Source organism: Sphaerisporangium viridialbum (assembly GCF_049674955.1).
Taxonomy (GTDB): Bacteria; Actinomycetota; Actinomycetes; order Streptosporangiales; family Streptosporangiaceae; genus Sphaerisporangium; species Sphaerisporangium viridialbum.
Genome location: NZ_CP187232.1, coordinates 7,317,439 through 7,339,995 on the forward strand (window position 1 = coordinate 7,317,439; position 22,557 = coordinate 7,339,995).

General features: G+C 69.2%; 18 protein-coding genes. 12 read left to right on the forward strand and 6 right to left on the reverse strand.

Features of this window, described 5'->3' with window-relative positions:
• Positions 1-33: 33 nt before the first annotated feature.
• Entirely contained in the window at positions 34-1,026 is a 993-nt protein-coding gene (locus ACOZ38_RS33055; protein ID WP_424534982.1) for a phosphotriesterase, read from the reverse strand.
• A 182-nt stretch (positions 1,027-1,208) separates the two neighbouring features.
• The gene (locus ACOZ38_RS33060) at positions 1,209-2,819 is read right to left on the reverse strand and encodes an MFS transporter (protein WP_424534983.1); all 1,611 of its coding nucleotides are present in this window, start codon (positions 2,817-2,819) and stop codon (positions 1,209-1,211) included.
• Positions 2,820-3,014: 195 nt separating this feature from the next.
• On the opposite strand from ACOZ38_RS33060, the gene ACOZ38_RS33065 reads away from it, so the two are divergent.
• The 4 genes from ACOZ38_RS33065 (at position 3,015) to ACOZ38_RS33080 (ending at position 7,589) form a co-directional block, all read left to right on the forward strand.
• Positions 3,015-3,632, forward strand: a complete 618-nt coding sequence (locus tag ACOZ38_RS33065) for a TetR/AcrR family transcriptional regulator (RefSeq protein ID WP_424534984.1) — start codon at positions 3,015-3,017, stop codon at positions 3,630-3,632.
• A gap of 218 nt (positions 3,633-3,850) precedes the next feature.
• A complete protein-coding gene (locus ACOZ38_RS33070; protein ID WP_424534985.1) occupies positions 3,851-5,593 on the forward strand; it encodes an NAD-dependent malic enzyme in 1,743 nt (580 codons plus the stop codon).
• A gap of 58 nt (positions 5,594-5,651) precedes the next feature.
• The gene (locus ACOZ38_RS33075; RefSeq protein ID WP_424534986.1) at positions 5,652-7,136 is read left to right on the forward strand and encodes a class II fumarate hydratase; all 1,485 of its coding nucleotides are present in this window, start codon (positions 5,652-5,654) and stop codon (positions 7,134-7,136) included.
• 165 nt (positions 7,137-7,301) lie between these two features.
• Positions 7,302-7,589, forward strand: coding sequence for an iron-sulfur cluster biosynthesis family protein (locus tag ACOZ38_RS33080; RefSeq protein ID WP_424534987.1), 288 nt, complete (start codon positions 7,302-7,304; stop codon positions 7,587-7,589).
• A gap of 66 nt (positions 7,590-7,655) precedes the next feature.
• Here ACOZ38_RS33080 and ACOZ38_RS33085 read toward each other — a convergent pair whose 3' ends face one another.
• Together ACOZ38_RS33085 and ACOZ38_RS33090 are read right to left on the reverse strand one after the other, a co-directional pair.
• The gene (locus ACOZ38_RS33085; RefSeq protein ID WP_424534988.1) at positions 7,656-8,216 is read right to left on the reverse strand and encodes a GNAT family N-acetyltransferase; all 561 of its coding nucleotides are present in this window, start codon (positions 8,214-8,216) and stop codon (positions 7,656-7,658) included.
• Between the two features lie 322 nt (positions 8,217-8,538).
• Positions 8,539-11,355, reverse strand: coding sequence for a discoidin domain-containing protein (locus tag ACOZ38_RS33090; RefSeq protein ID WP_424534989.1), 2,817 nt, complete (start codon positions 11,353-11,355; stop codon positions 8,539-8,541).
• Between the two features lie 274 nt (positions 11,356-11,629).
• On the opposite strand from ACOZ38_RS33090, the gene ACOZ38_RS33095 reads away from it, so the two are divergent.
• From ACOZ38_RS33095 to ACOZ38_RS33115, 5 genes are all read left to right on the forward strand, one after another.
• Positions 11,630-12,673: a LacI family DNA-binding transcriptional regulator gene (locus ACOZ38_RS33095; RefSeq protein WP_405139718.1), complete on the forward strand. Its 1,044-nt coding sequence runs from the start codon at positions 11,630-11,632 to the stop codon at positions 12,671-12,673.
• 290 nt (positions 12,674-12,963) lie between these two features.
• Positions 12,964-14,343, forward strand: a complete 1,380-nt coding sequence (locus ACOZ38_RS33100; protein ID WP_424534990.1) for an ABC transporter substrate-binding protein — start codon at positions 12,964-12,966, stop codon at positions 14,341-14,343.
• Positions 14,344-14,413: 70 nt separating this feature from the next.
• Positions 14,414-15,328: a carbohydrate ABC transporter permease gene (locus tag ACOZ38_RS33105; RefSeq protein ID WP_405139722.1), complete on the forward strand. Its 915-nt coding sequence runs from the start codon at positions 14,414-14,416 to the stop codon at positions 15,326-15,328.
• A gap of 137 nt (positions 15,329-15,465) precedes the next feature.
• On the forward strand, positions 15,466-16,347 hold the full coding sequence (locus ACOZ38_RS33110) for a carbohydrate ABC transporter permease (RefSeq protein WP_424534991.1): 882 nt from the start codon (positions 15,466-15,468) through the stop codon (positions 16,345-16,347).
• Between the two features lie 194 nt (positions 16,348-16,541).
• Positions 16,542-18,092: a glycoside hydrolase family 13 protein gene (locus tag ACOZ38_RS33115; protein WP_424534992.1), complete on the forward strand. Its 1,551-nt coding sequence runs from the start codon at positions 16,542-16,544 to the stop codon at positions 18,090-18,092.
• 123 nt (positions 18,093-18,215) lie between these two features.
• Here the strand turns inward: ACOZ38_RS33115 and ACOZ38_RS33120 are convergent, their stop codons facing one another.
• Positions 18,216-19,463 (reverse strand): RNA-guided endonuclease InsQ/TnpB family protein, encoded by a 1,248-nt coding sequence (locus ACOZ38_RS33120; RefSeq protein ID WP_424534993.1) that lies wholly within the window; start codon positions 19,461-19,463, stop codon positions 18,216-18,218.
• On the reverse strand, positions 19,433-19,861 hold the full coding sequence (gene tnpA / locus ACOZ38_RS33125) for an IS200/IS605 family transposase (protein WP_424534994.1): 429 nt from the start codon (positions 19,859-19,861) through the stop codon (positions 19,433-19,435). Before tnpA ends, ACOZ38_RS33120 begins: the two co-directional genes overlap by 31 nt.
• Before the next feature lie 478 nt (positions 19,862-20,339).
• On the opposite strand from tnpA, the gene ACOZ38_RS33130 reads away from it, so the two are divergent.
• The 3 genes from ACOZ38_RS33130 to mshA all read left to right on the forward strand — a co-directional run bounded on the left by ACOZ38_RS33130 (position 20,340) and on the right by mshA (position 22,549).
• Positions 20,340-20,564, forward strand: coding sequence for a hypothetical protein (locus ACOZ38_RS33130; protein ID WP_424534995.1), 225 nt, complete (start codon positions 20,340-20,342; stop codon positions 20,562-20,564).
• Entirely contained in the window at positions 20,561-21,022 is a 462-nt protein-coding gene (lepB, locus tag ACOZ38_RS33135) for a signal peptidase I (RefSeq protein WP_424534996.1), read from the forward strand. The genes ACOZ38_RS33130 and lepB overlap by 4 nt, the downstream gene beginning before the upstream one ends.
• A gap of 225 nt (positions 21,023-21,247) precedes the next feature.
• Positions 21,248-22,549, forward strand: coding sequence for a D-inositol-3-phosphate glycosyltransferase (gene mshA, locus ACOZ38_RS33140; RefSeq protein WP_424534997.1), 1,302 nt, complete (start codon positions 21,248-21,250; stop codon positions 22,547-22,549).
• Positions 22,550-22,557: the final 8 nt, after the last annotated feature.

A 22,557-nucleotide genomic window follows, 5' to 3' on the forward strand; every position in this document is an offset into this window, starting at 1 on the left:
GCGAAAACTTGATGGTCTTGGGCTGTCGCGCGCTCAGCGCACCGACAGCAGGTCGCGCGGGTTGTCCACGAGGATCCGCTGGACGTCCTCGTCGCTGAGGCCCTGTGCCCTGAGGAGAGGGACGAACGCGGTCAGGACGTGGCTGTAGCGCACGTCGTTGGCCGGGTGGCCCTTGGCGACGCCGGTCGCGTTGCTCGAGAGCAGGATCCGGTCGCCGTGGCCGGCCTCGATCAGCTCGGTGACCAGGGCCGCGCGCTCGGTGTCGGTGACGTGGGCGTCGTCCTCGGTGCCCACGTGGTCGAGGGCGACGTAGGCGCCGCGGGTCGCGACCTCGAACGGCGCGCCGGCCGCGACGGCGTCCTTGCGGTCGAGCCCGCCGACAACGACGCGGCCGGCCGGCAGCTTCTCGTCCAGGACGATCTCGAGGTCGCGTACGGCGTCGTTCCCGTAGCGGATCGACACCGGGACACCGGTGGCCAAGGCGGCGCGGGCCGCACCGCGGAACAGGCTCTCGTCGGTCGCGGTCATGCCCGCGAGGGTCGCGGCGGTGGCCACGAGGCCCGCGGCACCCCGCCGCTCGACACGGGGGACCACCATGCCCTCGGTGACCTCCTTGGCGAAGAGATCAGCGAACTTCTCGGCCGGCCATGGCGTCGGGGGGTTGGTCTGCGGCGTCAGGAAGTAGCCGCCGAGCATCTCCTCGGGGCCCTGGCCCGCCGACGCGACGATGTGCACGCCGGTCGTGCGCGAGAGGGCCTCGTACAGCCTCACATCGCGCCCGTGGAACATGCCGGTGCTGTCGACGATCGTCCCGCCGCCGTGCCTGCGGAAGTCCTTCAGCTTCTCGGCCAGGGTCTCGAAGATCTCGGCACGGTCGATGGTGACGTCGAACGCGTACTCCGCTCCCGGAACCACCGACAGCAGAGCCTCGTGAACCGAGACGACCCCCAGCTCCCGCGCGGGAACGGGGCCGAGGACGGTGTTGACGGTGTTGCCGGTGGTCTTCTCGGCAGTCTGGGCACCCATCGCTGCCCCTCCTTTCGGTCTCGGCGAGTGACCGCGGTCACGCCGCGGTGTGAATCGCGTTTACGTAGATTTAACAGCATGTCAACTAATTATCCAATAGGTAAATTATACAATCTACCTGTACAGAACAGGTCCAGGTCCTCGGGAAGCGGGGACCTCGGCTCGGTCCGGCGGCTCTCAGGTCACTCGGCGGGGACGAGCTCGTCGTCGCTCAGAGGCTCCTCGGCGTCGGCGCGCTTCGAGCCGAAGAGTCCGAACAGCGTCAGAGCCGCGGCGGCGGCGGCACAGAGGCCGGCGACCAGGAATGCGAGGCTGTAGGCGCTGCCGAGCGACTCGAGCGCGAGCACGTGGAGGCTCTCCGGCATCGGCACCGGCGGCATGTCCGGACCGGCGCCGGGCACGACCGGCATCGAGTTGATCGCCATGGCGCCACTCCCATGTGCGATACCCCCGGCGATGCCGGTGTACGGCGGCTCGAGCCCGGACTCACCGATCGCCCTGCCGAAACCAGCGCCCAGGTCACTGTTCGCCCCGCTGACCGCGAACGCGGCGATGAGCACCGGGCCGAGAGCGAAGCCGAAGTCGCGGAGCAGGTTGGTGGTGGCACTGGCCATGCCGGCGAGCCGCAGCGGAACGGTGTTGATCGCGACGGCCGTGATCGAGCCGACGGTGAGCGCGAAGCCGACACCGAGGGCCAGCATCGGACCGATGAACCGCGTCCAGTTCATGTCGTGGACGTCGAACGTCGAGCACCAGATGCCGCTGACGGCGATGAGGGCGAAACCGACGGTGAGCACCCAACGAGGCGAGAAGTTCCGGATCAGGTGGGAGACAGCCGCCATCAGCACGAAGGCCGGACCCTGGATGAACAGGAACAGCACGCCGATCCTCAGAGCGCTCTGGTGCTGGATCGCGCCGAGCCAGATGCTCATCGAGTAGCAAGTCGCGAGGAACGCGAACATGCCGACCACCGTGGTGATCGCGACGATCGCGTAGGAACGGTTGGCGAAGATGTTGAGGTGCAGCAGCGGGACGTCGGTCCGCGACTCGATGACGACGAAGGCGCCGAGTAGCACGAGGCCCGCGACGAAGGCGCCGATGATCTCGGGGCGGGCGAAGCCGGCTTCGGAGCCCTGCGTGGCGGCGAAGAGGACGGCGATCAGACCGAGGGCCAGCGCGACTTGGCCAGGGATGTCCAGCTTGCGCCCCTCCGGCGCCGAGGAGTCGGCAGCGAACTGGGTGATGATGATGGAGACGACCGCCGCCGCGATCACCACGAGGTACGACGTCCGCCAGTTGCCCCCTGCGGCCAGCCACCCACCCATCAGCGGGGAGATCGCCGCACCGATCGAGAGGAAGCCGGCCCAGACGGCGATGGCCTTGGAACGGGCCTCCTGCGACGGGCTGACCGCGGCCAGCATGGCGAGCGAGATCGGGTAGAGGATCGCGGCTCCGAGACCCGCGACGACCTGCCCGATCCACAGGATCTGGACCGTCTCGGCGACGTGGCTGACGAGCGAGCCGGCAACGGTCAGCAGAGCACCCACCTGCAGCAGCCGTTTGCGGCCGAACAGGTCACCGATCACGCCGGTGGTCAGCTCGAAGACGACCATGGGGATGGCGAAGGCGGCCGTGATCCAGGTCAGTTCGGCACCGGTGGTCTGGAACTCCTGCTGGAGGGTGCCGTTGAGCGCGCCGGGCAGCGAGTACGCCACTTGCGCGAGGAGTACGGCGAAGCAGCCGGCGACCACCGTGACGGTGTAGCCCTGCTTGCGCGCAGCGGTCTGCGTCATTGCGATTTCTTCCTTGTCGATGGGGCCGGACGATCGGTTCCGGCCGCTCGGGATCGGCCCCCCGAGGTGAGCGCGACCACCTGTTGGATGTGCAAGGTGTCACATAACTTGACATCGCATCAAGTGTCTGAGCAATACGTATTCAGAACGATCAGCAAGGGCGGAACGCAGCCGTCGTGCTCTATGCTGGCGAGCATGGCGACGCTTCGTACGGCACAGAAGGAGATGACGCGAAAGCTCCTGCTCGACGCCGGCCTGGAGCTGTTCGGGTCGAAGAGCTATGCGGCGACGACGGTCGACGACATCGCGTCGGCGGCGGGTACCACGCGGGTGACCTTCTATGCGTACTTCCCCTCCAAGGTCGATCTGATGAAGGCCCTCGTCTCGGAGCGGCTCAACGCCGCGCTCGGCCGGCTCCCCTCTGCCGAGCACGGGTCGACCGAGCGTGAGTTGGTCGCCGTGGTCGAGGACGGCTCGCGAGAGCGGATCCGCGGGTGGCTCGCGTCGACCTCGGAAGAACGATGGGATGCGATTCGCCCCTACACCACGACCGCCTTCGAGGCCGCGGCCGTTGACCCCGAGATCCGCACGCTCCTCGACGAGTGGCTGAACGAGGCCATCGGTGACATCAAGGAGGGGCTCGACCGTGCCGACCGGTTCCCAGCCGGCACCCGCCACTTTCGCAGCGTCATCGCCATCACCGAGCTCGACCACGTCGCGCGCCACTGGAGACCGGGCACCTGGGGTGTCGGGCGCGACGAGATGCTGGACGTCCTCACAGAGAGCTGGCTCGGCTCGATCGGGAGCCACTGAGCGCCGACCACGCGAACCCCGCCGCGGATCCCGGGTGGCCTGCGACAGAAATCTCCCGCGAGGATGCACCCGGGGTTGCCTGGTCGGCAGCAGGGGCTGTGGGAGGGGTGGCGGAAACTTTGCGGGTGGTGAGGGGTCCGTGGTCGCGGGGGCGGGAAGCCTAGCCAGGGATCGCCGATCACCTGGGGGGCGGCCCCCCGGCTCGTAGGCGCGGGGAGATGAGGCTGTTGCCCTCCGGCAAGGACGAACGGTCGCGCGGGGGGCGCCGCGGGTTCACGGAGAACCCCGACGGGAGCTACGCCACCACCGCGCGCGGCCTGGAGGTCCTCGAAAACCCGCTGCTGAACAAGGGCACGGCCTTCACCAGGGAGGAACGGACGGACCTCGGCCTGGACGGGCTGATCCCCCCGGCGGTCGAGACCATCGACCGGCAGGCGCGCCGGGTCTACGCGCAGTACCTGGCGCAGCCGACCGACCTGCGCAAGAACGTCTACCTGAACGCGCTGCAGGACCGCGACCAGGTGCTGTTCTACCGGCTCCTGACCGACCACCTGCGCGAGATGCTCCCGATCGTGTACGACCCGACGATCGCGCAGGCGATCAGGAGCTACAACCAGGAGTACCGCAGGCCGCGCGGCGTCTACCTGTCCGTCGACGACCCGGAGGGCATCGAGCGGGCCTTCCGCGACCTCGGCATGGGCCCCGGCGACGTGGACCTGATCGTCGCCTCCGACGCCGAGCAGATCCTGGGCATCGGCGACTGGGGAGTGGGCGGCGGCGCCGGCATCGCCGCCGGCAAGCTGGCCGTCTACACCGCCGCCGCCGGAGTCGACCCCGCCCGGGTCATCCCGGTCGCACTGGACGTCGGCACCGACAACGAGGAGCTGCTCAACGACCCCCTCTACGTCGGCAACCGGCACTCGCGGGCGCGGGGGCGACGCTACGACGACTTCATCGACGCCTACGTCACGGCGGCCACCCACCTGTTCCCCGGCGCGCTGCTGCACTGGGAGGACTTCGGCCCGTCCAACGCCCGCCGCATCTTGGAGAGGTACACCGGCCGCATCCCCACCTTCAACGACGACATGCAGGGCACGGGCGCGATCGTGCTCGCGGCGACACTGGCCGCCGTCCGCGTCACGGGCACACCGCCGCGCGACCAGCGGATCGTCATCTTCGGCGCAGGTACAGCGGGCATCGGCATCGCCGACCAGCTGCGCGACGCGATGGTCCGCGACGGCCTCGACCGCGAGACGGCCACGCGCCGCGTCTGGGCGGTCGACAAGCAGGGCCTGCTGACCGACGACCTGCGGGATCTGCGCGACTTCCAGGTGCCGTACGCCCGCCCGGCGCCCGAGGTCGCGGACTGGAACAGGGACGGGAACGGCATCGGGCTCGAAGAGGTCGTCGAGCGGGTCAGGCCGACCATGCTGATCGGCACCTCCACCGCGCACGGGGCCTTCACCGAGAAGATCGTGCGCGCGATGGCCGCCGGCGTCGACAGGCCGATCATCTTCCCGCTCTCCAACCCGACCGAGCGCATCGAGGCGATGCCGGCCGACCTGATCCGGTGGACGGACGGCCGCGCGCTGGTCGCCACGGGCATCCCGGTCGACCCCATCACCTACAACGGCGTCACCTACGTCATCGGCCAGGCCAACAACGCCCTGCTGTACCCGGGGCTCGGGCTGGGCGCGATCGTGTCGCGGGCCCGGCGGGTCGGTGACGGCATGCTACGGGCCGCCGCCGACGCGGTGGCCGGGATGGTGGACGTCTCCATCCCGGGCGCCTCGCTGCTGCCCCAGGTGGACAACCTCAGGGAGGTCTCGGCCACGGTCGCGGTCGCGGTGGCCCGGCAGGCGGCCGAGGAGGGCCTGGCCCGCGCCGAGCGGGGCGACCCCGTCCAGCGGGTCCAGGACGCGATGTGGCAGCCGGTGTACCGGCCGGTCCGGGGAGCCTGACCGTGGCCCCGGCGCACCGAGAGCACGACACCGCCCCACCGGTCCGGGGAGCCTGACCGTGGCCCCGGAGCACCAGGAGCACGAGGCCGCCCCGCCGATCCTGGACCTGCCGATCGGGCTGGACGCCTCCGGCACGCGCGTCGAGAGCGACTCCCTCGGCGAGATCGAGGTGCCGGCCGACCACTACTGGGGCGCGCAGACCCAGCGGTCGCTGATCCACTTCGACATCGGCGACGACCGGATGCCGAAGGCCGTCTACCACGCCTACGGCTACGTCAAGAAGGCCGCCGCGCTCGTCAACGGGCGGAGAGGCCTCCTGCCCGGGTGGAAGGCCGACCTGATCGGCCGGGTCGCCGACGAGGTCGTCGACGGCCGGCTGGACGGCGAGTTCCCCCTGTACGTGTGGCAGACCGGCTCGGGCACGCAGACGAACATGAACGTCAACGAGGTGATCTCCAACCGGGCCATCCAGCTGGTCGGCGGCCGGCTCGGAAGCAAGGACCCGATCCATCCGAACGACCACGTGAACATGAGCCAGTCGTCCAACGACACGTTCATCACGGCCATGCACATCGCCACGGTGCGAGCCCTCGACAGCCACCTGACGCCCGCCCTGGCCCGGCTGCGGGAGGCCGCCTCGGCGAAAAGCCGCGAGTGGGAGCACGTGGTCAAGATCGGCCGCACGCACCTGCAGGACGCCACCCCGCTGACCGTCGGCCAGGAATGGTCCGGCTACGCCGCCCAGCTCCAGGACGCCGGCGAGCACCTCGGCCAGACGCTGCCCGGCCTGTACCGGCTGGCGGTCGGCGGCACGGCGGTCGGCACCGGGCTGAACGCGCCGCCGGGGTTCGGGGACGAGGTCGCTTCGCTGATCGCCGAGCTCACCGGCCACCCCTTCACCGGTGCCCCGAACAGGTTCGCCGCCCAGGCCTCCTGCGACGCGATGGTCCGCGTCTCCGCGGCGCTGCGCGCGCTCGCGGTGTCGCTGTTCAAGTTCGCCAACGACATGCGCTGGCTCGGGTCCGGGCCGCGCGCGGGCCTGCACGAGCTGATCCTGCCGGCCAACGAGCCGGGCTCCTCGATCATGCCGGGCAAGGTCAACCCGACCCAGGCGGAGGCGATGCTGATGGTCGCCATCCAGGTGATCGCCGACGACGGCGCGGTGTCGATGGCCGGGGCGGAGGGCAACTTCGAGCTCAACGCCTTCCGGCCGATCATCATCGCCAACGTGCTGCACTCGGCGCGGATCCTGGCGGACGCGATGGACCACTTCCGCGCCTACCTCGTGGAGGGCACCCGGCTCGACACCGCGAAGCTGAAGGAGTACGTCGAGCGGTCCCTGATGATGGTCACCGCGCTCAGCCCGGTGATCGGGTACGACAGGGCCGCCCGCATCGCCCACCGCGCGCTCGAAGAGAACCTCACGCTCAGGGAGGCCGCCCTGAGGTCAGGCGTCGGCCCGGCGCTCTACGACAGGGTCGTCGACCCCGAACGCCTCACCCGGCCCGGTGTCGCCACCCCCGGCGATACCGCGCGGCCCTGAGGCGGCGCCCGTTTCCGCCGGTCGGCGAGGCGCGGCCGTGCCAACGGCGCGTCAACGGGTTATTAGCCAGATTCGACCCGCAGAGCCGGGCGGGGCGGTTTATGCCGTCCAAAGCGGGCATGGGCGGGATTAATCCAAGAAATCAACCCCTGGCGAGGAGACGCAATGCTCACGCTTACAGACACCGCCGCCAAGGTGATCCGTGACCTCAACGCCCAAGCGGGCGAGTCGACCGACAAGGGAATCCGTATCTCGTCGCAGGACGACGACGCGGGCTCGCTGATGCTGTCAGTAGCGGACGGGCCCCAGAACACCGACAAGGTCGTCGAGAGCGAGGGGGCCAAGGTCTACCTGGACCCGGTGGCCGCGAGCGTACTCGACGACAAGGCTCTCGACGCCGACATCGACGACCAGGGAGGCATCTCGTTCCACGTCGAGGACCAGGCGGTCTGACCTCGCAGGACAGGCGGCGACGCCCCGCTGTCCGGCCGGCGCCGGGCGGGGGCGTACGCCCGGCGTTCAGGGGCGGGAGTGGGACCAGGTGAACAGGCTCAGGGTCCGGCCCTTGTCCTCGACGACGCTGGGCGGCGCGTCGGTGAGCTGGAAACCGGCCGCCCTGGCGACCCGGATGCTGGCCTCGTTGTCCCGCTCGATCTCCAGGAACAGCTGGGACAGCCCCGCCGTGGTGTGGGCGAAGTCCGTCATCACCCGCACGGCACGGACGGCCAGCCGCTGCCCCCGGTAGGCGGCGCCGACGGCGTAGCCGAGGCTCCCTGTGCCGTCGTCCCACATGCTCAGGCTGAGCAGCACCTCGCCCTTGGCCCGGTCGCCGTCCGTCGTGATGGCCAGGTGGACGCGCTGCCCCGTGACCCGGGAACGGCGGGCCTTCTCCAGGTAGTCGCGGGCGGCCTGGAGTCCGAACGGGGAGACCAGCGGCGTCCAGTAGGCGATTTCCGGGTCGTCGAACAGCTCCGCCATCACCGGGAGATCGTCGTCGGTCCACTCGCGCAGGACGAGGCCGTGACCGCTCAGCCGCAGTGTGGAGGGAAACAGGCGACGACTGTCGTTCTCTGTGGTCATGGAGGGCCTCTCGGTGCCGGGGACCGTGTGGCGACAGAGTGCCAGATCGCCGGTAACCGGGATGTACGCACAAGACTGTTGTCCCGGCCGGCACCGCAGTCGGGGACAACAGTCTTGTGGATCAACGCTTGGCGCGGCTCGGCTGGAGTATTTGCCCGAGCTCTCGGAGGAGGTGGCCCTCCTCCGAGAGCATCGGCCTCGGACCAGTCCAGGTTGGTCCGGGGTCTGCGGGAGGCCTCGGATGAGGGGCCTCGGGGACAGGTGCGTCCTCCTGTCCCCGAGGACCCGGTCCTTGCGTCCCTCTCCGGGGACGACGGCCTCGTCAGGAGGCGTAGACCTCGAACTCGGAGAGCTGGCCGGCGGGCCAGCCCGTGTTCCCCGTGAAGCTCAGGCGCAGGTAGCGCTGGCTGGTCGCGGGGAAGGTGATCGTGGCCGTGTTACCGGTGGCCGGGTTGAAGGTGTAGGCGGCGGAGCCCTTCACGGTGCTGTAGGAGGACCCGTTGGTGGATCCCAGAACCGAGAGCGTCTGCGTGCGGGTCGCCCAGGAGGCCGCCGGCGGCAGCTTGAGCACCACCCGGCCGACGCCGGTCGCGGTGCCGAGGTCGACCGTCACCGTCTGGGGCCAGGCGTTGTTCACGCTCTCCCAGTAAGTGCCGGCGTTGCCGTCGACCACATTGCCCGACCCGTACACGTCGGAGTGACCGCTTTCGCTGGTCGCCTTGCCGCGTGCCAGGTTGCCCGAGGGAGGGGTGGGAGTCGGGGTCGGGGTGGGCGTGGGGGTCGGCGTCGGGTCCGGGCCTCCGGTGGCGTACACCTCGAACGAGGAGAGCTGCGCGGCGGGCCAGCCGGTGTTGCCGGTGAAGGTCAGCCGCACGTACCTGACGTTGGTCGCGGGGAACGTGATCGTCGCCGTGTTGCCCGAGGCCGGGTCGAACGTACGCCCCGCGGCGGCCGAGAGCGGCGTCCAGTTGGTGCCGTCCGTTGAGCCGTGGACCGCGATCGTCTGCGTGCGGGTGGCCCATGCCCCAGGCGGGGGCAGCTTCAGCACCACACTGCGCGCCGAGACGATCCCGCACAGATCCACGGTGATCAACTGCGGGAAGGCGTTGCTGGCCGACTCCCAGTAGCTGTTCACGTCGCCGTCCACCGCGTTCGGCGCCGCGAAGCCCTGGTTCTGGCTCGTGGCCGTCACCGTCTTGCCCCGGGCCACGTCACCCGTGCCGGGCGAGCAGGGCGTCGGCGTGGGGGTCGGAGTGGGGCCGGTCGGCGTGGGGGTCGGGGTGGTGTTGCCGCCACCGCCGGGATAGATGTAGTTCGGCGCGGGCCACTGGCCGGTGCAGGTGGAGGAGCTCGGGCTCCAGCCGGTGTTCCCGGCGCCCTGGGTGATGACGAGCCCGGTGCCGACGCAGTTGTGGATCGCGACCCCCGCGCCGATGTGGGCGGCGCTGACGTTGGTGAAGTTCGCGGTCGCAGGCGACTGCGCCTGGATCATGTACGTGCCGGTGCCGTCGATCCGCACGTTGGTGAAGTTGACGGTCTTGGTGCTGCCCTCGATGAAGTGGATGGCGGCGTACGAGCTGTCCAGGATGTCGGTGTCGGTGACGTTGATCGTCGCGTTCACCGGCTCGTTCAGCCCGTCGAACCACAGCGCGCCGACGCCGAAGTTCCAGTTGTAGTCGGAGTTGCCGGCTCTGAGCAGCGTGTTGCGGGCCACGGTGATCGTGCCGGCGACCGCGGTGCCCTGGCCGGAGTTGACGCCCGGGTAGCGGTTGGCGATGTGGATGCCGCCGCCGTTGGAGATCGTGTCGCTGACCACGTTGTCGGTGATCTTGATGTCCCTGCCGCCGTAGGTGACGATGTTGTTCGCCAGGATCGGCAGGATCACCGTGTTGTGCGTGAACGAGTTGTTGACGTTCGCCACGTTCTCCGGCCACATCGCGAGACCGTCGTCACCGGTGTTGCGCACGAAAGTGTTGGTCACCGTCGAGTTGGTCACGCCGATGTGGAAGTTCACGCCGTCGGCGGTCTGGTCCAGGATGCGGCTGTTCTTGATGGTGAAGTTGTCCATCGGGCCGTCCATCCAGGCACCGACCTTGGTGTGCTGGAGCCACAGGTTGTCGACGGTGGAGTTGGACATCGCGCCGCCGAGGGCGTTCACCTGGTCGTTGTCCTCACGCTCGGTGATCTCGCCCATGATGGCGAAGTCCTTGAGCGTGACGTTGCGGCTCGGGCCGCCGTTGTTGACGTACTTGCCGTAGATGCCCGCCGCCAGGTTGCGCTGGGTGGGGTGGCGCCCGGTCAGCACGCTGTACCAGGGACCGGCCCCGGCCAGGGTCACGCCGTCGACGATCACGTGGTTCCACAGGGTGTAGGTGCCCTCGGGGATGTAGACGACCTTGCCCTGGGCCTTGCCGGCGTCCACCGCGGCCTGGAAGGCGGCCGTGGAGTCGGTGGTGCCGTTGCGCGCGGCGCCGAAGTCGTCGACCGACAGCGACCCGGCGGGCCGGGCGATCGGGCCGGGGACGACCTCGAAGTCCGCCAGGTCGACGGTGATCGGGATGCCGCCGTTGGACTGCACCCGGACCTTGGCGCCCGCGGCGAGCGTGGACCCGAACATGGTCCGCGTCTCGTCGTAGAAGTGGTGCGGGTTCCCGGCTCCCGGGTTGTTGCCGAAGGGATAGCCGCCGTAGTACCAGCCGTACCGCGAGGTGAGGGCGAGGTCCTTCAGGTGCGTGCCGTTGACTCGCAGGTCGGCGGTGGTGTTCTGGCCGGTTCCTGCGGCGTTGTCCGGCACGCTGTAGCGCAGCGACATCGCGTTGGCGGGCTTGGTGAGGGCGAACTCCACGTACTGGCCGGCCCCGCCGAGCGTCACCGCCCTGCGGCCCGACGCCTCGGAGGGGAGGTGCGTGTAGACGCGGTCCGGGCCGATGACCTGGCCGTTCGTGGTAGCGTGCGCCGTGTCTTCGGCCTCGAACTCGGTGAAGGGCACGCTGGCCCCGCGCCCGGCGAAGTCCCAGGGTGAGTCGACCGCGGTGGCCGCCACCGCACCCGACGACATGAGCGGGACCGAGACCGCCCCCGCTGCAAGTGCCACGACCGTGGCGATCGTCCAGGCGTGTAGCCTGCCGGTCTTCTTCATCGACTGGACCCTTCTGCGAAAAGCGAAGAGCCGGACGCTTCGCGGTCAGGGACGCGCGGACCGTCGCTTGCCCGGCGGAACTGCCCACACCATAAGATGACGCACAGATAACCGCAATGTTTCGACGGAAACGTGCAAGGTCACGACTAGATCACGGCATTTTCCGTACCACCGGGCGATGAAACGCTTTCAAGAGGGTCCACCACGGCCTACCAGAACATTCGGGCCGCCCAGGCGCAAACCGTTTGCACCTGTTTGACGTATATTTGCGACCGTGACAAGCGATACTGCGGCCCCGCGCTCGACGACACGTCGGCTGGCGGAGGTCGCTAAGAAGGTCGGGGTCAGCGAGGCCACGGTGAGCCGTGTACTCAACGGCAAGCCGGGGGTCTCCGACGCGACCCGGGCGGCGGTGCTGACGGCGCTCGACGTGCTCGGTTACGAGCGTCCTACACAGCTTCGAGGGGAGCGCGCCCGGCTGGTGGGGCTGGTCCTTCCCGAGCTGGGCAACCCGATCTTCCCCGCGCTCGCCGAGGTCGTCGGCGGCGCGCTCGCGCAGCGCGGGTTCACGCCCGTGCTCTGCACGCGCACCGCGGGCGGCCTCTCGGAGTCCGACTACGTGGAGATGCTGCTCGAACAGCAGGTCTCCGGCATGGTCTTCGCCGGCGGGCACTACATGGAGACCGACGCCCCCCACGAGCACTACTTCAGGCTGCTCGACCTGCGGCTGCCCGCGGTGCTGGTCAACGCGGCGATCAGCGAGCTGAGCTTCCCCTGCCTGGCCACCGACGACGTGGTGGCGGTGGAGCAGGCCTTCGGCCACCTGACCTCGCTCGGGCACACGCGCATCGGCATGGTGCTCGGCCCCGACGACCACGTCCCCTCGCAGCGGAAGCTCGAGGCCTTCGAGGCCGAGGCGCGCAGGGCCGGGCTGGACTGCGGCCCCGACTCGGTCGAGCGCAGCCTGTTCTCCCTGGAGGGAGGCCAGGCGGTGGCGACCCGGCTGGTCAAGAGCGGGATCACCGGCATCATCTGCGCCAGCGACGTGCTGGCCCTCGGCGTCCTGCGGGCGGTGCGCCGGCTCGGCATGTCGGTGCCCGAGGACATCTCGGTGGTCGGCTTCGACGACTCCTCGTTCATGAACTGTACGAACCCGCCGCTGACCACCGTGCGCCAGCCCATAGAGGCGATCGGCAGGACGGCGGTCACCCTGCTGGTCAACCAGATCGACGGCGGCTCGGTCACCGCCGAGGAGCTGCTGTTCGAGCCCGAGTTGGTCGTCCGCGGCTCGACCGGCCCCGTCAAGGCACGCGACTAGCTCAGGTCGAGCACCACATGAGCGGGTCCGAGGACTTCACCGCCCACCGTCAGACCTCCGCCCCGGTGGGCGGTCTTCCCCCTTCCCAGGTGGAGATGTGCCACGTCACCTCGCTCCCGTGACGTCAAGGTCACATCGCCGTACCGATCGGCGCACTGTCACTTTTTTGCATCATGCACGACGGACTCTTGCTGACATATGTCTGTCTCTATATGTTGCTCCCAACCGGTTCGCGAAGCTGTACCAGTCTTGAGCCTCGTAGTCGGGGGCAGTCCAGGAGGGAAACATCCATGAAACCCCGAAACCTTGCGATCCTGCTCAGTGCAGGCATCGCACTTGCCGCTGCCGGATGCGGCAGCGACGCCGGCAGCACCCCTGACGGCGCCTCGTCGTCCGGCGCCTCAGCTCCCGCTGCCGATGCCCCCGTGACCATCACGGTCGGCTGCAAGCCTCCGAAGAACAACCCGAAGGAAGCGGCCCAGTGGGACGCGGACGTCGCGGCGTTCCAGAAGCTGCACCCGAACGTCACGGTCCAGGGCAAGGACGCCTTCCCCTGCATCGTTCCCGAGACGTTCCAGGCCAAGCTGGCCGGCGGGGAGATGGAGGACCTCTTCTACGTCTACTACACCGACGTCCAGAAGATCATCGCCTCGGGGCAGGCGGCGGACATCACGCCGTACCTCGACAGTGTCCCCGCTCTGAAGGACATCCGTCCTGACGTCATGAGCGTCTTCAAGAGCGGCGACAAGACCTACGGCCTTCCGAGGGTCAACTACTCGACGGGGCTCGTGTACAACCGCAAGCTGTTCACCCAGGCCGGCCTGGACCCCGAGGCCCCGCCGAAGACCTGGGCCGACGTCCAGGCGGCGGCCAAGAAGATCGCCGCGCTCGGCCCCGGCTACGTCGGGTACGGCGAGTACAGCGCCGGCAACACCGGCGGCTGGCACTTCACCTCCTCCCTGTACGGTCGCGGCGGCGAGATGGTCAGCGCCGACGGCAAGACCGCGGCCTTCAACAGCCCCCAGGGCAAGGCCGTCCTTGACAACCTCAAGACGATGCGCTGGACCGACAACAGCATGGGCACCAAGCAGCTGCTGCGCTGGGAAGACCTGATGCGGATGATGGGCAGCGGAAAGCTCGGCATGATGATCGGCGCTCCCGACGTGGTCAAGGAGGTGAACAACACCTTCAAGGGCAAGTTCGAGGACTACGGCGTCACGGGGATGCCGGAGGCCACCCAGTCCCTCAGCGGCGGCGACGGCTACATGTTCAACCCCAAGGCCAGCCCCGACCAGATCAAGGCCGGGCTCCAGTGGCTGGAGTACAAGTTCCTGACCCCCGGCCAGGGCCAGTTCAACTTCGAGCGGGCCAAGGCCGACGGGCTGCCGGTCGGACTGCCGGACATCGACCTGTTCGGCAACACCGAGCCGGGCAAGAAGATCCAGGAGCTGCGCAAGCAGTTCGCGACGATTCCCGTGGATCACTTCCAGACGTACGTCGACGCCAACGCCGGTGTCCAGTTCAAGCTGGAGCCGCCGAAGGCGCAGGAGATCTACGCGATTCTCGACACGGCCATGTCCGCGGTGCTGACCAGGAAGGACGCCAACATCGACCAGCTCCTCTCTGACGCGGAGAAGAAGGCCAACAACGTGCTGGCGAAGTCCAGCTGACCTTTGAGCCCGGGGTGCCGGCCAGTAGGCCGGCACCCCGCCGGTCACGTCGAGATCAGGAGTCCAACCGATGACCACAATGACCGCGAGGGGACGGCGGCGCACCCCGGGGGCGGTGCGGCGCGGCCTGCGCCGCAATCTGACGGCGTACGGCTTCCTCTGCGGGGCGCTGATCTGCTTCGCGTTCTTCTCCTGGTACCCGATGGTGCGGGAGTTCCTGCTCAGCTTCCAGAAGACGAACTTCGTCGGGCCGCCCGAGTGGGTCGGCCTGGACAACTTCCAGACGGTGACCGAGGACTCGGCGTTCGGGCCGGCCTGGCTCAACACCGCCGAGTTCACCGGCCTCGCGCTCATCATCGGATACGTGGTGCCGTTCGTCGCCGCCATCGTGCTCAACGAGCTCAGGCACGCCAAGGCCTACCTCAGGTTCGTCGTCTACCTGCCCGTGATGCTGCCGCCGGCCGTCGCGGTCCTGCTGTTCAAGTGGTTCTACGACCCGGGACCCGGGCTCTTCAACCAGATCCTCAGCATGGTGCACCTGCCCCCGCTCGCGTGGCTGGACTCCACGAGCACCGCCCTGCTGTCGCTCGTCATCGTCTCGACCTGGATGAACCTCGGCACCGGCACGCTGATCTACCTGGCGGCGCTGCAGAGCATCCCGAGCGAGCTGTACGAGGCGGCCGAGCTCGACGGCGCGGGGCTGTTCAAGCGGGTGTGGCACGTCACCATCCCCCAGACCAAGCTCATCCTGCTGGTGATGCTGCTGCTGCAGATCGTCGCCACCATGCAGGTGTTCATCGAGCCGTACCTGCTCACCGGCGGCGGCCCGGAGAACGCGACGGTCACCGTCGCCTATCTCATGTACCAGTACGCCTTCAGCTTCGGGAACTTCGGCGGCGGCGGCGCGCTGGGGCTCATGCTCATGCTCGTGCTGATGGTGTTCTCCGCCGTCTACCTGCGTGTCTCGCGGGACAACCAGATCTAGGAGGGAGGGCATCGATGTCGCACAGCACAGTTGAGTCGTCGAGCAGTGGCGTCGAGTCGAACCGTCCCGTTCGCCTCGTCCCCCCACCGGCGTCCGGTCACGGAAAGGCGCGCCGATCCCGCGCGCCGAAGAAGAAGATGGAACGCCAGTTCAGGGGCCTGGTCTCGCCGCACACGCTGAACACCCGGCGGGGGCGCGTCGTCTACTGGATCGTTCTCGTGACGGTGGTCGTGAGCTTCACCGCGATCTTCGTCTTCCCCCTGTACTGGATGGTCACCGGGGCGCTGAAGTCCTCCGACGAGCTCGCCCAGATCCCGCCGTCGTTCTTCCCCACGTCGATCGACTGGAGCGTGTACAAGGAGGCGTGGGACCAGCTCGACCTGGGCCTGTTCCTGCGCAACACGGTCATCTACGCCGCGGGCGCGTGGCTGTTCACCCTGGCCATCGACGTCACGGCGGCCTACGCCCTGTCGAAGCTGCGGCCGGTGCTCGGCAAGGCGATCCTCGGCCTGATGCTCGCCACGCTGATGATCCCGCCGATGGTGATCCTGCTGCCGGCGTACCTGACCGTCAAGGACCTTCCGATCCTCGGCTGGAACCTGTTGAACACCCCGTGGGCGATCTGGCTGCCCGCCGCCGCCAACGGGTTCTACATCTTCCTGCTCAAGCGGTTCTTCGACTCGATCCCCAAGGAACTGCTGGAGGCCGCCGAGATCGACGGCGCCACCCCGTTCAGGATCCTGTGGTCGATCGTGCTGCCGGTGTCCCGGCCGATCATCGGAGTGGTGTCCATCCTGTCGGTCGTGACCGTCTGGAAGGACTTCGTCTGGCCGCTGCTGGTGCTGCCCGACAGCGACAAGATGTCGATCAGCGTTGGCATCTCCTCGCTGTCGGCCCAGATGCCGCAGAACGTGCTCATGGCGGCGCTGGTCATCGCGAGCATCCCGGCGATCGTGGTCTTCTTCGTCTTCCAGCGGAGCATCATGGCGGGTCTCACCGCCGGAAGCCTCAAGGGATGAGCGGGCGCGCCGTGCGCCGGAGCCACGCCGGCCTCCGCAGACGGCGCGAGCCCTCCGCCCAAGCCACGCCGGCCCTCCAGGAAAACGACGCGCCGGCCGAACACCATGCCGCTCGCGCCGTACACGCAGCGACCCGGGCCGTCCATCGAAACGGCGCGAGCCGCACACCGAATCTGTAAGGGAGAGACTCCAGCATGTCCGAAACGTGGTGGCGGGGAGCCGCGATCTACCAGGTCTACCTGCGAAGCTTCGCCGACGGCAACGGCGACGGCATCGGCGACCTGGCTGGACTGCGGTCCCGCTTGCCCTACCTCTCCGATCTCGGTGTCGACGCGATCTGGCTCAATCCCTGGTACCCCTCCCCGATGGCGGACGGCGGCTACGACGTCGCCGACTACCGCGACATCGAGCCGTCCTTCGGCACGCTGGCCGAGGCGGAGAAGTTCATCCAGGAGTCGCACGCGCTGGGCATCAAGACGATCATCGACATCGTCCCCAACCACGGCTCCGACCAGCAGGAATGGTTCGTCCAGGCGCTGGCCGCCGCCCCCGGCTCTACGGAGCGGGCGCGGTTCTGGTTCGCCGACGGCCGGGGTGACCTGCCGCCGAACGACTGGAAGTCCATCTTCGGCGGCCCGGCCTGGACCCAGGTGGCCGACGGGCAGTGGTACCTCCACCTGTTCGCCCCCGAGCAGCCCGACTTCAACTGGAGCAACCCGGAGGTCGTCGAGGAGTTCCACGACGTGCTGCGCTTCTGGTTCGACCGCGGCGTGGACGGCATCCGCATCGACTCCGCGGCCGTGCTGATCAAGGACTTCAGCAGCGTCGAGGAGTCCTACACCGACCACGACGCCGTGCACGAGATCTACCGGGGCTGGCGGCAGATCGCCGACGAGTACGGCGAGCGCATCCTCATCGGCGAGGTCTGGCTGCCCGACCAGGAGCGCTTCGCGCTCTACCTGCGTCCCGACGAGATGCACACCGCGTTCAACTTCGACTTCATGGCCCGCCCGTGGGACGCGGACGAGCTGCGCGCGTCGATCGACCTGACGCTGGCCACGCACGTGCCGATCAGCGCCCCGCCGACCTGGGTGCTGTCCAACCACGACGTCCCGCGCCCCGTGACCAAGTACGGCAGGGAGGTGACGTCCTTCGACCATGCAGAGCGCAGGGACGGCGCCCCCTCGGACCTGGTGCTCGGCGAGCGCAGGGCCCGGGCCGCGGCGCTGCTGGCGATGTCCCTGCCCGGCAGCGTCTACGTCTACCAGGGCGAGGAGCTCGGCCTGCCCGAGGTCGACGACATCCCGGACGAGCTTCGCGAGGACCCCATCTGGACCCGGTCCAAGCACACCGTTCCCGGCCGGGACGGCTGCCGGGTGCCGCTGCCGTGGTCGGGCCAGGAGTCCCCCTTCGGCTACAGCACCGGTGAGCCCTGGCTGCCCCAGCCCGCCTCCTGGAAGGCCCTGACGGCCGAGTCCCAGGCCGCCGACTCGAACTCCATGCTCTGCCTCTACCGGACCGCGCTGCGGATCCGGCGGGCCGAGCTCGGTGACGGCTCGATGCGCTGGCTCGACTCCGAGGACGGCGTGCTGGCCTTCGCCCGTGAGTCCGGGCTCGCCTGCGTGGTCAACTTCAACCCCGACCCGGTCGCGCTGCCGCCCCACGAGGGCGTGCTCCTCGCGAGCGGCCCCTTGGAGGGGGACCTGCTCCCCTCCGACACGGCCGTCTGGCTCCGCATCGGCTAGCCCGTTCTCGTCGTCCGCTCCGGGAAACGACGTACGGCTTGCGCCCATGGCGCAAGCCGTACTCGCCACGGGAGGTCAGTGACTCCACCCACGCGTAAACGCGCGGGCTTCCTGCGTCGGTGGCTAAGCCGCCGCGCAGAGGACCAGCCCGGCCCTGTTGAGGACGTTCAGCGCGGCCACGCGGTCGGCGTTCTCGACGAACCCGCACTTGACGCACTCGAACTTTGCTTGGGTGACGCGGTTCTCCTTCGCGACGTGCCCGCATCCTCCGGCGGAGGGCGGGCAGGTGCGGGAGGTGTTGCGGGCGTCCACCGGGATCACTCGGCGACCGGCGCTTTCAGCCTTGTTCGCCAGGATCTGGAGGAACAGCCCCCAACCCGCGTCGAGGATGCTGCGGTTCAGCCCGGCCTTGGCGGCGGAGCCATTGGGCAGGAACGCGCCCTCTTGCTCGGGGTCGGGCTTGGGTGCGGGCGCCTTGGTCATGCCCGCCGTGTTCAGCCGCTCGTGGGCGATCGCGTCATTCTCTCGAACGAGCGCGAGCGCGGTCTTGTGGTGGTGGTCGAGACGCCGGCGCCGGATCTTGCCGTGCAGTCTGGCGACTTTCCGGGCGGCCGCCCGGTGCTTTTTCGTCCGCTTGCGGGTGCGCTTGGGGAAGGTGTCCAGGTGCCGCTGGGCGGCAGCCAGTTCCTCGGCCATCGACTCCACAAAGCGCGGGTTGTCCTTGTGCTCGCCGTTGGAGTCGGTGAAGAAGTGCACAGTGCCCATGTCGATACCGACGATGCTGCCGGTGGCAGGCAGGGGTTCGGCGGGGACGTCATCACAGGAGAGGATGAGGTACCACTGGCGGCCTTCCCGCTTGACACTGATCGTCTTCACCTTGCCACGCACGGGCCGGTGCTGGTGCACGCGCACCTGCCCGACGCCCTGGAGGCGCACACGGGTCTGGGTGTCGTGCGGCTGGGAGTCCCAGCGGCAGCCGTCGCCGTCCTTGGGGAACTCGACGGTGTCGAAGTGCCCGACGCCCTTGAAACGCGGGTATCCGGGCTTCTCCCCGGCCTTGACCCGGCGGAAGAACGCGGCGAACGCCTTGTCCAGACGCCGAAGCGTTGCCTGCTGGCAGGAGAACGACCAGCGACCCTGACGCTCAGGATCGAACGCCCGGATCTCCTTCAACTGGGCCGACTGGTCCCCGTACCGGACGGTGGTCTTCGAGACGTGCCGGTAGGCATCCCGGCGCTCTTGAAGCGCTGCGTTGTACAGCGAGCAGTGATCCCGCAGCATCTCAGTCAGAGCCTGCGCCTGACGGGCTGTGGGGCGAAGAAGGAACTTGTACGCGCGGATCACGCCCGCTCCCCCTGCTCCTTCTTCCACGGACGCTCCCACTGCGTCTGGATGTACCGCTGCACCGTGTCGGCGCTCACGGCACCCACCGAGGCGGCGAAGTACGACGAGGACCACAGGGTGGGCAGCTTCGATTTCAGGTGCGGGAACTCCGCCCGCAGGACACGGGAGGTGAAGCCCTTGAACTGGTTGGCCACGTACGACGCCGACGACTTCGGGTCGTGCTTGACGAACAGATGCACGTGGTCGGGCATCACCTCCAGGGCGATGATCTCCCACCCGTGCTCGTCAGCCTTGGCCCGGATCAGTTCCTCCAGGCGTGAGGCGACCCGTCCGCCGAGTACCGGACGGCGGTATTTCGGACACCACACCACGTGCAGCCCGAGGTCGTACACGCCGCCGGAGAACCGGCGAACCGTCCTGGTCACAACCACACGCCTAGTATGCAGACACCGCCTGTATATGAGAGCGGTTCCCACTGAACCCGGCACAATGCGTGCCGGGCGGCCGTCCCGGCTACGCCGGGCCCTCCCGAAGGGGCCTTCGATTCCCCCACCGGCTAAAGCCAGTGGCCCCCTCGAAGGGGTCTGATGGCGTGGGATTCCGCATCCTCGGACCGCTTGAGGTTCACCGCGACGACGTACCATTGCCCCTCGATCCCGCCAAACAGCGGAACCTGCTGACCGCGCTCCTCCCTTGAGCCCAACCGGGTGGTCCCCGTCGAGCGCCTCGTCCCCGCGATCTGGGACGGGGCCGCTCCGCGGTCCGCGGTCGCCAACGTTCGCACCTACACCTCCCGGCTGCGCCACCTGCTCGTCGACCGATCGCGGTCTCAGCGCCTCGTCGGACGCCACCCCGGATATCTCGTCTCCGTTCTCGACGGCGAGCTCGATCTCACCGTCTTCCGTGATCTCGCGGCGCCACCGCGCGAACCGCACCAGCCTGCTCATCTCCCACCGGCTCGACGCCGTCCGGACGGCCGACGCGATAGCCGTGCTCGACGACGGTGTGATCACGGAGTCGGGCCGCCATGAGGCCCTGATGGCCGCGGAGGGCGCCTACGCCCGCCTCTTCCGGCTACAGGCATCGGGGTACCAGGACGACTCGCTGACGGTCGGAGGAGCGCCATGACCGCCGTCGCGGCTCTGGCCGCAGGTTGCTTCCTGGCCGCCGGCGTCGCCCTGTGGCTCCGCAGGGGTTTCGTGGTGGTGACCGTCGTGGGCGGCAGCATGGAGCCCACCTTCCGCACCGGAGATCGGGTCCTGGTGCGGCGGGTACGCCTCCACCGGATCCAGGCCGGCGACGTCGTCGTCATGCGCCCCCCGGACCGATCGGCGGCGGCGGTCCCGGCCGGAACCGTCATCCCCCATCTCATCAAGCGAGCGGTCGCCCTGCCGGGCGATCCCGTTCCTCGTGATCGCGTTCCCGCGCTGCGCGGTGTCGCCGAGTCGGCGGTTCCCGCGGGGAGGCTGGTGTTGCTCGGAGACAACCCGGCGGGCGCCGACTCCCGCCAGTTCGGCTACTTCCCCGAACATCGGCTGCTCGGAGTGGTGGTCCGCCGTCTGATGGCCACTGGTGCCGGTCTGTGACGCCACACGGCCGCGCTGTCATCATTTTGCGGTTTTCACATTATCTCTTGCAGACTTCTCTTCAGTCTCTGTAAGTTCTCTCGCACTGGCCCCTATTCGGGCGGCGTTGGGGCGAGCGGCATCGGGGGCCGAGCCGAACGGGACAGAGACCGATCGCGTCCTGAGCTCGCCATCCGGCGCGAGCCGCAGGCCCCCTTCCGGGATCTCGAATCGAAGGTGAGTACCGTGCTGCGACGCTCTCCCCGCCGCATCGCGACGATCAGCGTGCTCACCTCCCCCTTCGCGCAGCCGGGCGGGGGTGACGCCGGCGGGCTCAACGTCTACGTGGTGGAGGTCGCCAAGCGCCTGGCCGGGCGGGGCGTCGAGGTCGACGTCTTCACCCGTGCCACCGCCCGTGACGCCCCTCCGGTGGCGGAGCTGGTCCCCGGAGTGCGCGTGTTGCACGTGGTCGCGGGCGCCGCCGCCGAGCTGGACAAGGCGGAGTTACCCGGGACGGTCGGCCGGTTCACCGAAGAGATCCTGAGCCCCCGGGCCGAGGGCGGCGGCCTCGCGTACGACCTGATCCACGCGCACCACTGGCTGTCCGGCCAGGTCGGCATCGCGGCCCGCCGGCAGTGGGCGGCGCCGCTCGTCCAGACCATGCACTCGCTGGGGAAGACCAAGAACGCCGCGCTCGCGAGCGGCGACGAGCGCGAGCCCGCGAGCCGCATCACCGGGGAGACCGAGGTCGTGGCCGCCGCCGACCGGCTCGTCGCGAACACCGTGCAGGAGGCGGACCACCTGGTCACGCTCTACGGAGCCGACCCGGCCCGCGTGCGGACGATCAACCCGGGGGTCGACCTGTCGCTTTTCCGGCCGGGCTCGCCCGCCGAGGCGCGGCGCAGGCTGGGCCTTCCGGCCGACGCCGTGCTCCTGCTCTTCGCCGGGCGCGTGCAGCCGCTCAAGGGCCCGGACGTGCTGCTGCGCGCCACCGCCCGCATGCTGAAGGACGATCCGGGGCTGGCAGGGCGCCTCGTCGCGGCGGTCGTGGGCGGGCCGAGCGGGACCGGGCGGGCGAACCCGTCGCACCTCGCCGAAGTGGCCGCCGCCCTCGGCATCACCGCCCACGTGCGGCTGGAGCCGCCGTGCCCCCAGCCCGTGCTGGCCGACTGGTACCGGGCGGCCACGGCGGTCGTCGTCCCCTCCCACGCCGAGACGTTCGGGCTCGTCGCGCTGGAGGCCCAGGCGTGCGGCGTCCCCGTGGTGGCCGCCGCCGCGGGCGGGCTGCGCACGGCCGTACGGGACGGTGTGTCCGGCGTGCTCGTGGACGGGCATGATCCAGCCAGGTACGCGCGCGTGCTGGGCGACCTGGTGGCGGCGCCCCGGCGCCTGCGGGCGCTCGGGCAGGGGGCGATCGCGCACGCGTCGCGGTTCGGCTGGGACGACGCCGTGGACCGGCTGCTCGGCGTGTACGCGGAGGCGATGGGCGACTTCCCCTCGGCCGGCGGCCTTCCGCCGAACCTCGGCCGCGTCACGGCCACCACCTGAGGGCGGGC

What these genes read in the sequence shown, in the direction of transcription:
- ACOZ38_RS33060 (WP_424534983.1), bottom strand. Translation starts at nt 2,819, where the DNA reads ATGACGCAGACCGCTGCGCGCAAGCAGGGCTACACCGTCACGGTGGTC.
- ACOZ38_RS33110 (WP_424534991.1), top strand. Translation starts at nt 15,466, where the DNA reads ATGGAACGCCAGTTCAGGGGCCTGGTCTCGCCGCACACGCTGAACACC.
- ACOZ38_RS33055 (WP_424534982.1), bottom strand. Translation starts at nt 1,026, where the DNA reads ATGGGTGCCCAGACTGCCGAGAAGACCACCGGCAACACCGTCAACACC.
- ACOZ38_RS33070 (WP_424534985.1), top strand. Translation starts at nt 3,851, where the DNA reads ATGAGGCTGTTGCCCTCCGGCAAGGACGAACGGTCGCGCGGGGGGCGC.
- lepB (WP_424534996.1), top strand. Translation starts at nt 20,561, where the DNA reads ATGACCGCCGTCGCGGCTCTGGCCGCAGGTTGCTTCCTGGCCGCCGGC.
- ACOZ38_RS33090 (WP_424534989.1), bottom strand. Translation starts at nt 11,355, where the DNA reads ATGAAGAAGACCGGCAGGCTACACGCCTGGACGATCGCCACGGTCGTG.
- ACOZ38_RS33105 (WP_405139722.1), top strand. Translation starts at nt 14,414, where the DNA reads ATGACCACAATGACCGCGAGGGGACGGCGGCGCACCCCGGGGGCGGTG.
- ACOZ38_RS33100 (WP_424534990.1), top strand. Translation starts at nt 12,964, where the DNA reads ATGAAACCCCGAAACCTTGCGATCCTGCTCAGTGCAGGCATCGCACTT.
- ACOZ38_RS33115 (WP_424534992.1), top strand. Translation starts at nt 16,542, where the DNA reads ATGTCCGAAACGTGGTGGCGGGGAGCCGCGATCTACCAGGTCTACCTG.
- ACOZ38_RS33065 (WP_424534984.1), top strand. Translation starts at nt 3,015, where the DNA reads ATGGCGACGCTTCGTACGGCACAGAAGGAGATGACGCGAAAGCTCCTG.
- ACOZ38_RS33080 (WP_424534987.1), top strand. Translation starts at nt 7,302, where the DNA reads ATGCTCACGCTTACAGACACCGCCGCCAAGGTGATCCGTGACCTCAAC.
- ACOZ38_RS33085 (WP_424534988.1), bottom strand. Translation starts at nt 8,216, where the DNA reads ATGACCACAGAGAACGACAGTCGTCGCCTGTTTCCCTCCACACTGCGG.